A 12,865-nucleotide genomic window follows, 5' to 3' on the forward strand; every position below is an offset into this window, starting at 1 on the left:
AGGGAGAAAGAGAAATGGGATTTCCGAAACTAGAAACAGAACGTTTATTCTTAAGAGAACTTACACTATTAGATGCAGAAACGATGTTCCAATATTTTTCGAAAGAATCAGTTATACGTTATTTCGGAATGGATTCTTTCCAAAATATTGAGCAAGCGAAAACAATGATTCAAACGTTCAAAAATCGTTATGAAGAGGGCAGTGTATTTCGCTGGGGAATCGAGAAAAAAGGGACGGGCCAATTAATCGGAACGTGCGGATTTCATTTAATTAATAATCATCATAAACGAGCTGAAATTGGTTATGAATTAGATGATACATATTGGGGACAAGGATATGCATTGGAAGCATTACAAGCAATTTTAGCTTACGGATTTGAAATACTGCAACTAATAAGAATCGCAGCGGTTGTATATGTAGAAAATAAAGCTTCTCAAAAATTATTAATAAAAGCAGGATTTCAAGAAGAAGGATTACTTCGAAAACATATGATTCAAAATGGAGTTGCTCATGATACCATTTTATATTCTTTATTAAAAGAAGAGTGGAAGAAGTAATGAGTACAAACGAACTTATAACGATTATGAAGAAGCATAGGGAAAATAGATTCATTTTAGGTATAGATGGTTTAAGTCGATCTGGAAAAACAACATTCGTAGCCAATTTAAAAGAAAATATGAAACAAGAAGGCATTCCGTTTCGTATTTTCCATATTGATGATCATATAGTGGAGCGTAATAAACGATATCATACTGGATATGAAGAATGGTATGAGTATTATTATTTACAATGGGACATTGAATGGCTAAGGCGGAAATTTTTTCAAAAGCTACAACATGAAACAAAATTGAAATTACCTTTCTTTCATGAAGAAACAGATATATGTGAAATGGAAAAAGTACAGATTCCTATTGTAGGCGTAATTGTTATTGAAGGAGTTTTTCTGCAGCGAAAAGAATGGAGAGATTTTTTTCATTATATGGTCTATTTGGACTGTCCAAGAGAGACAAGGTTTCTACGTGAGAGTGAAAAAACGCAGAAAAACCTTTCAAAGTTTGAAAATAGGTATTGGAAAGCAGAGGATTATTACTTAAAAACGGAATTGCCGAGGGATAGGGCGGATTTAGTCATTGAATGATTTGAAAATAGAAGGTGAATAGAATGAATATTTTATGGGATTTTGATGGGACGTTATTTGATACGTATCCTGCATATACAATGATGCTTTCTGAAATATTAGGTGATTCAGTAGAAAAACAAGAAATATACAAAAACTTAAAAATATCATACTCTCATGCAATTCAGTATTATAATATTTCATGTGAGCAGGAAGAAAAGATTAAAGTTTTGAAGGGGAAATTCACGCCAAAAGATATGAAACCTTTTGCAGGTGTCGAAGAGGTTTTGAAATTTGCAAATAAAAATGTGATTATGACCCATAAACATAGGGCAGGGGTTATGGACATTTTTAAATATTACGGCTGGGAAAAGTACTTTGTAGATATGGTTACAATTGACGATGGCTTTCCACGAAAGCCCAACTCTTTAGCTTATAATCATTTACATAAAAAACATAATATTGATTTAGCTATTGGAGATAGAGAATTAGATTTATTACCTGCAAAAGAATTAGGTATTTCAACATGTATGTTTCAAGGTGATTGTGATGTAGCGGATTATTCTTTATCACATTACTCGGAGTTTTTTAAGATAGTGAGTGATAGAGAGTTTTCTTTATAAAAAAAGTTATTAATAAAGACGGAATCTTTCATTTTAAAGGTACAGTCTTTATTTTTTAGAACTCTTTCATTTTATTCCGCATTAACGGGTAGCCTGATTGGTTCAACTAATAATCAGTGAAGGGTGAACAAAACCTCCACTGATTAAAGTTTCACTTTATTTTCTGTATATAATAATTACTAGAGGTTAAAGAATGATCGTCCATCTTTATTAAGGAAGTAGCCAGGTTAATTGTTAGATAGAAATAAACCGAAAGATAAAGTGATAGCGTCTACTTTATCTTTTTTATATTTTAACCAAATTATGGTTATTCATGTTGATATGAATTCATAGCTATATAGAAGGGGTGGGGTTAGTATGAAAACTGAAATAGTTCCTAAAAAGAAGTACAGTATAATAAGCTATGTATCTTTACTCATCGGCATTTTGTGTTTTCTATTCGTTTTTATAACGCCAACAAGGATAGCCAATGCAGGTAATATAGTTGGAGATTATATTACAATTGCCCTGACAGGTGTAGGTATCATACTTTCAATAATCACAATGACGAAAAGAACAGAGAAGAAGGGAATTGCTATTCTTTCATTAATACTGTCCTCATCATTTTTTATATTTTGGATCATAGCAATTATCCTATTGTTTACTGGTCAAATTAGTTTTGCACCGTAATGTGTAATAAAAAGAGTCCTTCTCGTATGAAGGACTCTTTTTACTCGGTATCTTCAGGTTGATATTCTAAAATATCCCCCGGTTGGCATTCTAATGCTTTACATATTGCTTCTAAAGTTGAAAAACGGACTGCTTTTGCTTTTCCATTTTTCAAGATAGAAAGGTTAGCCATTGTAATTCCAACCTTCTCCGAAAGCTCTGTTACACTCATTTTTCTTTTCGCTAACATTACATCAATATTAATAATAATTGCCATATTATTCACCTCAGACCGTTAAATCATTTTCTGATTTTATATCTATAGCATCTTTTAATAGTCTTTGGAGAACGGCAGCAAAGACCGCGATTACCATTGAAGCAAAAATCATAATCATTCCGATAATAATAATGCCAGGGGCGTCATCTCTCTCTGCCACGAGATAGAAAAGTGGCATACCTAATACATATAATACACTAATTGCCAATGCGCTGTACTTAATATTTTTTAACGCTTGAACAGATAACTCTGAGAATGCGTTATTTTTATCAATATAGTTTAAAAGCTTAAATGTTTGGTACAGTGCGAAGTAATAAGGTATTGCTGTTGCATATAAATTGATAAATACAAGATATTTAATATATGCAATATCTGGATATAATTCTGCAGCGAAAGCTCCTATTTTAGGGACTAAAAAAATGCACATAGCAAGAACGGGGATTCCAATCAGAATCACAACGGTCTTTAAAAAGAGTGTGGATCCTTGTTTCATAAAAAGCACCTCATTTATTTAATATCTTATTAATTTAACACGAAATTTATTGTTTAACAATAAATTTTTATTTCTTTTGATCGAGGATTTATTGTTAAACAAGTAATTAATGAAAAGGATGTTAAATCTTTTTTATAAGATAGATGATACATACCGATATTTAATAAAGGAAAGAAAGGGAAAGTAACTATTGTTAGCTTTATGAGAATTGGGAACTAATAAAACATATGTAGGTTTTGGTATGGAAAAGGAAATAGTGTGTATTTAAATGAATGCAAAGTTTATGGAGGAACAATCATGTTGAATTATGGTGTGAAGATGAAAAAGTTGCTATTAGTGGCAGCTATAATAGTAAGCGTATTAAGTACGGAAAGTATGATGAATTATCATGCGGCCAAAGCTAAGGTGAAAAAAGTAGAACATCAGCCTAAAAATATAATTATGATGGTTATGGACGGAACGAGTTCAACGGCGACAACATTGGCTCGCTGGTATAAAGGGGCACCGCTTACGTTAGATCAAATTGTAACAGGAGGAGTTCGTACGTTTTCGGCGGAATCAGCTATTACAGACTCAGCGCCAGCAGCAACAGCATTAGCAACTGGAAATAAATCAAATTCAGGATATGTAGGTGTATTACCTTCTATTGTAAGTTCGCCTAGCTTAGAGCCAATAAAAGAAGAGGACAAGTTACGGCCGGTCGCAAACGTATTAGAAGGTGCAAAACGTACTGGTCGTGCAACTGGAATTGTTGCTACATCTGAAATTCAGCATGCTACTCCGGCGGGATTCTCGGCTCACCATGTCAATCGCAAGCAATTTGACGTAATTGCGAAGCAGCAAGTATATCAAAATATAGATGTCGTATTAGGCGGGGGAAAAGCAGCGCTGCTACCTATGCAAAGTAATGGAATCCGAAAAGATGGTGAAAATTTAGTGAAGGTGATTCAAGACAAAGGATACGATTTCGTTGAAACGAAAGATGCGTTATTGAACTCCAAATCTAATAAAATTTGGGGCTCTTTCTCACATCATGCTCTTGCGTTTGATATGGATCGTATAGCAACAAACCCAGAACAACCAACACTTTCTCAAATGACAGAAAAAGCAATTCAAACATTATCAAAAGATAAAGATGGCTTCTTTTTATTCATAGAAGGTAGTAAGCCTGATTGGGCAGCCCATGCTAATGATCCAATTGGGATGATTAGTGATGTATTGGCATTTGATGAAGCGGTAGCAAAGGCGTTACAATTTGCGAAGAAAGATGGGGATACGATGCTCATAGCTTTAACTGATCATGGTAACAGCGGTATCTCTATAGGGAATAGAAATACGACAAAAGGATACAATACTACACCGGTTTCTGCATACATTGATTCATTGAAAAAGGCGAAAATGACACTTGAAGGAACTATAAATAAACTGAAATCTGATTTATCAAATGTAGAAGATGTAGCTAAACTATACGGTTTGGATAATCTAACTCATGATGAAAAAGAAAAATTAAAAGCGGCAAAAAAGAAAATGGATGTAGGACGAATTCTTACTACATTATTGGCTAATCGTGCAAATATCGGCTTTACGACAGGAGGACATACAGGTGAGGATGTATTCTTACATTCTTATGGACCTCAAAAACCAGAAGGCTTAATCCAAAATACAGACATTGCGAAGACGATGGCGAAAGCGATGGGCTTTAACTTAGAAGAAGTAACGAATAAAATATTTTTAGAGAGTGAACAAGCCTTTAAGAAAATCGGTGCAACTGTAACAGCCGACAAAACCGAAGGAGCAAACCCGTTACTCGTAGTAAAACATAATAAAGTAGAAGCACAATTATTTGGTAACAAAAATATAATTCGTATCAATGGTAAAGGGTATGAATTAGGAAGTATTATTGTAGAGAGTAATGGAAAGTGCTATGTACCAGAAGAAGCAATTCAACTATTTGTAAAGCATTCTAGTTAAAAAATTGCCAACCAGTTAAGCTAACTGGTGGCAATTTTTTGTGTTTATTCTAAATATAAGGGTTCGGATTGTTTTGTAAAGTTTTCCATATGAGACTGGTATCAATGTTAAAGGGAAAGTATAGTTTTTTCTTACATTAAAAAATTTCGTTTTGTAGAATAAGAAGTTATACATATAGTAAAGTCTAATGGGTTATCAATTAATATTTACGAAAAATATATTAATACTTTAGAATTTCTTTAATGTTCATTATTTTTTATTTAAGGTTATCCGTTATATTTATAATGTGTTTATTTCAATTTATTGTATTGAAGCTCAGTTTTATATAATTATAAAGCAATCATCAAAATAAAATCTCCACTAGAGTAAATTTATTATTTTTTTGCGGAAATTATTATGCAGTTAAGAAAACTGTAATTTATTGAATTAGAAATATATTAGAATTTAGTTGAAGAAAGAGAGAGGGAATAAAATGAATATAGTGCACTTACGTCCTAAACAGCGGTCTAAGTATCGCATTATGCTAGGTAAGTGGTATTACTCTACAAAGAGGCACATTCAGTGGTTAGCAGACGGAAAAACATATGCAAAAAGGTTCCAACAAGAAAAGCTACCTTGTACAGCAATTCAGCACCAAACAATATTACTTCGTAAGCTCAAAGATGTAGATATGTGGTATCAACAGAATAAGGTTGTTAATTTGAAAATTGCTGTTAAAAAACTAAATGGTATCGTCATTAGACCGGGAGAAACATTTTCTTACTGGCGTTTAATAGGTAAGCCAACGAGGAAAAAAGGGTATGTAGAAGGTATGGTATTACACTACGGATCTTTTCAATCAGGTATTGGAGGAGGTCTTTGTCAGCTTTCAAATTTAATATATTGGATGACTCTACATACACCACTGACAGTAACCGAACGATATCGTCATAGCTTTGATGTCTTTCCTGATTCTAGGCGAACTCAACCGTTTGGGAGTGGGGCAACTTGTTCCTATAACTATTTGGATTTACAAATTAAAAATGAAACGGATCAACCGTATCAACTTCACCTTTATATGACAGATGAACATTTAGTTGGTGAATGGAGAACAGTCTATCCGCAACTTTATCAATATGAAGTGTATGAGAAAGAACACTCAATTCAACCTGCATACTGGGGCGGTTATATACGACATAATGTGATTCAACGTAAAGTATATAATCTACAGAAACAGTTAATAGAAGATCAATATGTAACAGAGAATCACGCTATAATGATGTACGAACCACTATTAGCTTGTAATAATGAGATTAGTGAGTAATATGGTAACCCATAGATTAAATAGTATAGAGAATATTTAATTCTTATTTTTACTAAAAAAGTTCACTGTTATTTATAGGTGAGTTTGTTTTTCTATCGTATGTATTTCACCCTGCATAAAAAATATTTCTCAACATTTTATTTGTTGAAAAAGATTGAATATTCGTATTATAACGAATATTATGTTATTATCGGCGAAAAACGATAATTTGCAGACACTGGGGAGGAAATACATTGAAAAAGAAAAAGAAATTAAAACCATTAGCGGTATTAACAACAGCAGCAGTACTAAGTAGTACGTTTGCTTTTGGAGGTCACGCAGCACATGCTGAGACACCAACATCATCTCTACCAATAGATGAGCACTTAATACCGGAGGAGCGCTTGGCTGAAGCGCTAAAACAACGGGGGGTAATTGATCAATCTGCATCGCAAGCTGAGACGTCAAAGGCTGTCGAAAAATATGTTGAGAAAAAGAAAGGGGAAAACCCTGGGAAAGAAATTTTAACAGGAGATAGTCTTACGCAAGAAGCTTCTGATTTTATGAAAAAAGTAAAAGATGCAAAAATGAAGGAAAATGAACAGGCGCAGCAGCCTGAAGTAGGCCCAGTAGCTGGACAAGGTGCAGCATTGAACCCTAGGAAATTAAATGGAAAAGTACCTACTACATCAGCGAAGCAAGAAGAATACAATGGAGCTGTTCGAAAAGATAAAGTACTTGTTTTACTTGTAGAATTTAGCGATTTTAAGCATAACAATATTGATCAAGAGCCAGGATACATGTATTCTAAAGACTTTAATCGTGAACATTATCAAAAAATGTTATTTGGTGATGAACCATTTACTTTATTTGATGGATCGAAGATTAACACATTTAAGCAATATTATGAAGAACAATCTGGTGGTAGCTACACAGTTGATGGGACTGTAACAGAATGGCTTACTGTTCCAGGAAAAGCATCAGATTATGGTGCTGATGCGGGTACTGGGCATGATAACAAGGGGCCTTTAGGACCAAAAGATTTTGTGAAAGAAGCATTAAAAGCAGCGGTAGCAAAAGGAATCAATTTAGCAGACTATGACCAATTTGATCAATACGATCAAGATGGTGATGGAAATAAAAATGAGCCAGATGGCATTATTGATCATTTAATGGTTGTACATGCTGGCGTTGGTCAAGAAGCTGGCGGCGGTAAATTGAAAGATGATGCGATTTGGTCACATCGTTCAAAACTAGGTTCAAAACCATATGCAATTGATGGCACGAAATCTTCTGTTTCGAACTGGGGCGGAAAGATGGCTGCATATGATTATACAATCGAGCCTGAAGACGGGGCAGTTGGTGTGTTTGCACATGAGTATGGCCATGATTTAGGCTTACCAGATGAATATGATACAAAGTACTCAGGACAAGGTGAACCTGTTGAGTCATGGTCTATTATGAGTGGTGGTAGCTGGGCTGGAAAAATTGCAGGAACAGAGCCAACGAGTTTCTCACCACAAAATAAAGAATTTTTCCAAAAGAATATGAAGGGGAACTGGGCGAATATCCTTGAAGTAGATTATGACAAACTTAGCAAAGGAATCGGTGTTGCGACATATGTAGATCAAAGTACTACAAAATCTAAACGACCTGGAATCGTTCGTGTTAACTTGCCGGACAAAGATATAAAAAATATCGAATCAGCGTTTGGTAAGAAGTTCTATTACAGTACAAAAGGAAATGACATTCATACAACACTTGAGACACCAGTATTTGACTTAACAAATGCAAAGGATGCTAAGTTCGATTATAAGGCATTTTACGAACTTGAAGCGAAGTATGATTTCCTTGACGTATATGCGATTGCAGAAGATGGAACGAAGACACGCATTGATAGAATGGGCGAAAAAGATGTAAAAGGCGGCGCGGATACAACTGATGGTAAGTGGGTTGATAAATCATACGATTTAAGCCAATTCAAAGGAAAAAAAGTAAAACTGCAATTTGAGTACTTAACAGATATTGCAGTAGCTTATAAAGGGTTTGCATTAGATAATGCAGCATTAACTGTAGATGGAAAAGTTGTTTTCTCTGATGATGCAGAAGGTCAGCCAGCAATGACGTTAAAAGGCTTTACTGTGTCTAACGGATTTGAACAGAAAAAACATAATTACTATGTAGAGTGGAGAAATTACGCTGGTTCTGACACTGCGTTACAACATGCACGTGGCCCAGTATTTAATACAGGAATGGTTGTATGGTATGCGGATCAAAGCTTTACAGATAACTGGGTAGGCGTTCATCCAGGTGAAGGGTTCTTAGGAGTAGTAGATTCTCATCCAGAGGCAATTGTAGGGACATTAAACGGACAACCTACTGTGAAGAGCAGTACGCGTTACCAAATTGCCGATGCGGCATTCTCATTTGATCAAACACCAGCATGGAAAGTAAATTCACCAACTCGCGGTATCTTCGATTATAAAGGATTACCAGGAGTGGCAAAATTTGATGATTCTAAGCAATACATCAACAGCATTATTCCTGATGCAGGACGTAAGTTACCGAAACTAGGACTGAAGTTTGAAGTGGTAGGCCAAGCTGAAGACAAGTCTGCAGGTGCAGTGTGGCTTCATCGATAAAATAAGGTAAAACGAAGAGGAGCTGCGATAAGTCGGTGAAACTGACTTATCGCAGCTTTTTTCTTCTTGTGAAAAAACTTGCTGTTTTTTTATGTACTTATTGGAAAAATTCGAAGTTTCTTTTATAAATAAAATACTCCGCCTGTCCAATTATAGAAGCTATTTTGGGCGTAAGTAATTTGTAAGTAATGAGTAAGAAAAAAGAGATTTTCATAGTATATAATATTTATTATAGCTACTTTTAACACCTGATACTAATAGTGTGCTATAATATGAATTAGCAACAAAAAGGAAAGGAATTAGAACAATGACCTTAGAAAATACTAAAAATTTAAAAAAACAAGTTGCTCCTTTTGAAAAATCAACGATTAAAAAAAGTGTTTGGCAACTGATCAACACAATCGTGCCATTTATTATTTTATGGTACCTTGCTTATAAAAGTTTGTCAGTTTCTTATTGGTTAACATTAGTTCCAGCACTGTTAGCCGCTGGATTTATGACAAGAATTTTCATTATTTTTCATGATTGCACCCATTATTCGTTCTTTAAAAGTCGACGTGCAAATAGAATAGTTGGAACGTGTATGGGTGTTTTAACATTATTCCCATTTGATCAGTGGGGGCATGAACATTCTATTCACCACGCTACGAGTGGTAATTTGGATAAGAGGGGTACAGGGGATATTTGGACGCTTACAGTTGATGAATATGTAGCTGCACCATTTAGACTTCGTTTAGCATATCGCTTATATCGCAATCCATTCGTTATGTTTGGATTAGGTCCGATTTATGTTTTCTTGCTTAAAAATAGATTTAATCGAAAAGGTGCAAGGCAGAAAGAACGTATGAATACTTATTTGACGAATATTATAATTGTTGCTGTAGTAGCTATACTTTGCTGGGCAATTGGGTGGCAATCGTTTCTGTTAGTACATGGTACTATATTCTTAATAGCAGGTTCAGTAGGGATTTGGCTGTTTTACGTACAGCACACATTTGAAGATTCTTATTTTGAAGAGGATAAAGATTGGGAATATGTGAAAGCGGCAGTGGAAGGAAGTTCTTTTTATAAGCTTCCTAAAATTTTGCAATTCTTAACTGGTAATATTGGATTCCATCATGTTCACCATTTAAGCCCAAGGGTACCTAACTATAAACTAGAAGAGGCACACAATAATACGCTTCCGTTAAAAAATGTACCAACGATTACGCTTGCTACAAGCTTACAATCACTACGTTTCCGTCTTTGGGATGAGAAAAGTAACAATTTTGTTAGCTTTAAAGATGTCAAAAATATAATTAAAAATAATGTTTCTGTTCGAGTGAAATCTGAACTATAATTGCATCGTATATAAAACTCCCCTTAATCATTTTCGATTTAAGGGGAGTTTGTGTTTAAAGAGTAGATGCCAGACCAGATAAGAGGAAAATTTACATAATTCAAATTGTAATTGAAGCAGATTAGGAATTGCTCGTACGTAAGTACAAATATAAGATGACAGTAAATGCATTATGTTAACAAATTCATAGTAAAAGGGGGGATCGTACAACATTATATCCAAAAATAAGAAAAGACTTGAACGAAAATTCCATTCATTTTTCTTGGTGTTCCGCATTCCATACACTTAAATAGGACGCATATTCTAATTCATCTGGATTCGCATGTAACATAGAAATGAATTCTAATTTGTTTCCATCACAATCTAGAAAGTATACACTTGCAGCAGGCATCCACCTTTGGACAATTGGCTCTTGATTTCCTTTTCCTTGACTTCCTATCACTGCTATTCCACGTTCTTCTAACCACGCTTTAGAAGTCATTAAAAACTCTAAATTTACACCAAAAGCAAAATGTCTCGGCTCAAAGTCTTCAATGTTATGTACTTCCCATAGTCCAAGCATTTGTTGTTTATTTTCTCCGACCCAAAAGAAAGCCACTCTTCTTTTGGAGAGTTTTCTTGCTAACGTTAATCCTAGCTTGTTTTGATAGAAATTTATTGCCTTCTCTAAATTTCTTACATGTAAATGAGTTTCGTATATGTTCTGTATTATTATGATCATTCCTTTCTTTCTTTATTGGTAACTACCAATTGAATAGTGAATATAATTCTAAAGTTGAAATATGTATAAGCCTAGTAATGTACATCTATATCCGATATACCTATTTACTATTATATTGAAATTGGAATGTGATAAATCCCACTGAGGTAGTAAGTGTTTAAATGAACACTCTACTACTTTTGTAGGAAAGGGGATATATTCATTAAATTCAGATGAAATCATATTAAAATGATGAAAAAAGACCACACATGAAGTGAAACGCCATGTGTAGTCTTTTATGTATAGTCAAATATTACGAAGTCTCGCTAATTTTAGTTTCACTATGAGTGTTAGTAGAATTTCTTTTCTTAACTTTAAAGTGATAGTAAGTGTAGCAAAAGATGATAAATGGGACAGTGCAATAGATTCCAAGTCGTTGTTCTGGGATAAAAATAAGACTGATTAATATAATGCCATACAATCCAAAACCAAGAATTGGTACGAGTGGATAAAGTGGCGTTTTAAATTTTAAGTCTTCTAATTTTCCGCCGTCTGCTAAATAATGTTTGCGGAAAAAGAATTGAGAAACACAAATTGACATCCAAACAATAATGGTAATGACTCCGGAAATTGAAATGAGCCACAAGTAAACAGTTTCAGCAGCTACTACACTTGTCAAAAGAGAAAAAGCAGAAATAGCTATTGTCATGATTAAAGCGTTGAGAGGAATCCCACGTGATGATAATTTCTTTAAAAATGCTGGAGCCATTTCGTTTTTTGATAAAGACCAAAGCATTCGAGTAGCAGCGTATAGTCCTGAGTTTGCGACAGAAAGAACAGCAGTAAGAATAACAAAGTTCATAATATCAGCTGCATATGGAATACCGATATTATCAAAAACAGCAACGAATGGACTCTTTGTTAATCCAGCTTCTTCCCAAGGAATTAAAGCAACAAGAACAAAGATTGCTAAGACGAAGAAAAACATTGTGCGCCATATAATATTTCTAATAGAACGAGGTAAAGTTTTTGCTGGATCTTCACTTTCACCTGCTGCGATTCCAACAAGCTCTGTACCTTGGAAGGAATAATTGACTGTAACCATTGTTAATAGAATAGCTGCAAGTCCATTCGGAAATAAACCACCATGATTTACGAAATTTGAAAGAAGTGGAGCTGGTTCATCGCCTTTTAAATCAATAAAACCGAACATAGCGGCGCCACCAAGAATTATAAAAGCTATAATGGCAGATACTTTTATACTTGAAAACCAAAATTCTGTTTCTGCATAACTACGAGCAGATAATGCGTTAATAGTGAAGATGGTAACGCCAAATATTAAACACCAAACCCAAACAGGAATATCAGGAAACCAGCGCTGCATTGTAATACCGGCAGTTGTAAATTCAAGACCGGTCGTATTCGCCCAGCTTAACCAATACAACCATCCGATTGTAAAGCCAGTTGCAGGATTGATGAATTTAGTAGCATATTCCTGAAAAGAACCTGAAACAGGCATGGCTACAGCAAGTTCACCAAGACATAGCATAACGAAATACATTAATAATCCACCAGCAATAAAGGCAAGTACGGATCCACCAGGTCCAGCCTGACTTATAATAAAGCCAGATCCGTTAAATAACCCGGTTCCAATCACACCACCGAGTGCAATCATGAATAAGTGTCTACTTTTCATCGTGCGTTTTAATTCATTGTTTGTATTGCTTACTTGCGCCATTGTTTTCCTCACTTTCGTAGTTGATAGAATAACGT

The 12,865-nt window shown here is 34.7% G+C and carries 12 protein-coding genes; 8 read left to right on the forward strand and 4 right to left on the reverse strand.

Going from position 1 to position 12,865, the window contains the following annotated elements; translation table 11 throughout:
• The first annotated feature begins 14 nt into the window (after window positions 1-14).
• The 4 genes from ACTFO4_RS24620 (at window position 15) to ACTFO4_RS24635 (ending at window position 2,409) form a co-directional block, all read left to right on the forward strand.
• Window positions 15-557: a GNAT family N-acetyltransferase gene (locus ACTFO4_RS24620; protein WP_000506638.1), complete on the forward strand. Its 543-nt coding sequence runs from the start codon at window positions 15-17 to the stop codon at window positions 555-557.
• On the forward strand, window positions 557-1,138 hold the full coding sequence (locus tag ACTFO4_RS24625) for a kinase (RefSeq protein ID WP_000106114.1): 582 nt from the start codon (window positions 557-559) through the stop codon (window positions 1,136-1,138). Before ACTFO4_RS24620 ends, ACTFO4_RS24625 begins: the two co-directional genes overlap by 1 nt.
• A gap of 23 nt (window positions 1,139-1,161) precedes the next feature.
• Window positions 1,162-1,740, forward strand: coding sequence for an HAD-IA family hydrolase (locus ACTFO4_RS24630; RefSeq protein WP_119683587.1), 579 nt, complete (start codon window positions 1,162-1,164; stop codon window positions 1,738-1,740).
• 357 nt (window positions 1,741-2,097) lie between these two features.
• Window positions 2,098-2,409, forward strand: coding sequence for a hypothetical protein (locus ACTFO4_RS24635; RefSeq protein ID WP_000845558.1), 312 nt, complete (start codon window positions 2,098-2,100; stop codon window positions 2,407-2,409).
• A 40-nt stretch (window positions 2,410-2,449) separates the two neighbouring features.
• Here ACTFO4_RS24635 and ACTFO4_RS24640 read toward each other — a convergent pair whose 3' ends face one another.
• Both ACTFO4_RS24640 and ACTFO4_RS24645 read right to left on the reverse strand, forming a co-directional pair.
• Complete coding sequence (locus ACTFO4_RS24640) at window positions 2,450-2,665, reverse strand: helix-turn-helix domain-containing protein (RefSeq protein WP_000974619.1); 216 nt, start codon at window positions 2,663-2,665, stop codon at window positions 2,450-2,452.
• Window positions 2,666-2,675: 10 nt separating this feature from the next.
• Window positions 2,676-3,158, reverse strand: a complete 483-nt coding sequence (locus ACTFO4_RS24645) for a DUF2975 domain-containing protein (RefSeq protein WP_000809113.1) — start codon at window positions 3,156-3,158, stop codon at window positions 2,676-2,678.
• 297 nt (window positions 3,159-3,455) lie between these two features.
• On the opposite strand from ACTFO4_RS24645, the gene ACTFO4_RS24650 reads away from it, so the two are divergent.
• From ACTFO4_RS24650 to ACTFO4_RS24665, 4 genes are all read left to right on the forward strand, one after another.
• Window positions 3,456-5,129 carry an alkaline phosphatase gene (locus ACTFO4_RS24650; RefSeq protein WP_440014265.1) on the forward strand — a complete coding sequence of 558 codons (1,674 nt, stop codon included), beginning with the start codon at window positions 3,456-3,458 and terminating at the stop codon, window positions 5,127-5,129.
• Between the two features lie 472 nt (window positions 5,130-5,601).
• The gene (locus ACTFO4_RS24655) at window positions 5,602-6,432 is read left to right on the forward strand and encodes a VanW family protein (RefSeq protein ID WP_001028236.1); all 831 of its coding nucleotides are present in this window, start codon (window positions 5,602-5,604) and stop codon (window positions 6,430-6,432) included.
• Between the two features lie 233 nt (window positions 6,433-6,665).
• Window positions 6,666-9,053, forward strand: coding sequence for an immune inhibitor A domain-containing protein (locus ACTFO4_RS24660; protein WP_000727441.1), 2,388 nt, complete (start codon window positions 6,666-6,668; stop codon window positions 9,051-9,053).
• A 307-nt stretch (window positions 9,054-9,360) separates the two neighbouring features.
• Complete coding sequence (locus ACTFO4_RS24665) at window positions 9,361-10,392, forward strand: fatty acid desaturase (RefSeq protein ID WP_000171504.1); 1,032 nt, start codon at window positions 9,361-9,363, stop codon at window positions 10,390-10,392.
• A 253-nt stretch (window positions 10,393-10,645) separates the two neighbouring features.
• Here the strand turns inward: ACTFO4_RS24665 and ACTFO4_RS24670 are convergent, their stop codons facing one another.
• Both ACTFO4_RS24670 and ACTFO4_RS24675 read right to left on the reverse strand, forming a co-directional pair.
• Entirely contained in the window at window positions 10,646-11,104 is a 459-nt protein-coding gene (locus ACTFO4_RS24670) for a VOC family protein (protein WP_061457374.1), read from the reverse strand.
• 301 nt (window positions 11,105-11,405) lie between these two features.
• Complete coding sequence (locus tag ACTFO4_RS24675; RefSeq protein WP_000079991.1) at window positions 11,406-12,830, reverse strand: amino acid permease; 1,425 nt, start codon at window positions 12,828-12,830, stop codon at window positions 11,406-11,408.
• Window positions 12,831-12,865 lie beyond the last annotated feature (35 nt).

The organism is Bacillus cereus group sp. MYBKT14-1 (genome assembly GCF_051915185.1).
In the GTDB taxonomy this organism is placed as follows: Bacteria; Bacillota; Bacilli; order Bacillales; family Bacillaceae_G; genus Bacillus_A; species Bacillus_A cereus.

Excerpts from the sequence above, each read along its gene's own strand:
- ACTFO4_RS24675 (WP_000079991.1), bottom strand. The coding sequence starts at position 12,830 with ATGGCGCAAGTAAGCAATACAAACAATGAATTAAAACGCACGATGAAA.
- ACTFO4_RS24640 (WP_000974619.1), bottom strand. The coding sequence starts at position 2,665 with ATGGCAATTATTATTAATATTGATGTAATGTTAGCGAAAAGAAAAATG.
- ACTFO4_RS24650 (WP_440014265.1), top strand. The coding sequence starts at position 3,456 with ATGTTGAATTATGGTGTGAAGATGAAAAAGTTGCTATTAGTGGCAGCT.
- ACTFO4_RS24635 (WP_000845558.1), top strand. The coding sequence starts at position 2,098 with ATGAAAACTGAAATAGTTCCTAAAAAGAAGTACAGTATAATAAGCTAT.
- ACTFO4_RS24645 (WP_000809113.1), bottom strand. The coding sequence starts at position 3,158 with ATGAAACAAGGATCCACACTCTTTTTAAAGACCGTTGTGATTCTGATT.
- ACTFO4_RS24620 (WP_000506638.1), top strand. The coding sequence starts at position 15 with ATGGGATTTCCGAAACTAGAAACAGAACGTTTATTCTTAAGAGAACTT.
- ACTFO4_RS24655 (WP_001028236.1), top strand. The coding sequence starts at position 5,602 with ATGAATATAGTGCACTTACGTCCTAAACAGCGGTCTAAGTATCGCATT.
- ACTFO4_RS24630 (WP_119683587.1), top strand. The coding sequence starts at position 1,162 with ATGAATATTTTATGGGATTTTGATGGGACGTTATTTGATACGTATCCT.
- ACTFO4_RS24665 (WP_000171504.1), top strand. The coding sequence starts at position 9,361 with ATGACCTTAGAAAATACTAAAAATTTAAAAAAACAAGTTGCTCCTTTT.
- ACTFO4_RS24625 (WP_000106114.1), top strand. The coding sequence starts at position 557 with ATGAGTACAAACGAACTTATAACGATTATGAAGAAGCATAGGGAAAAT.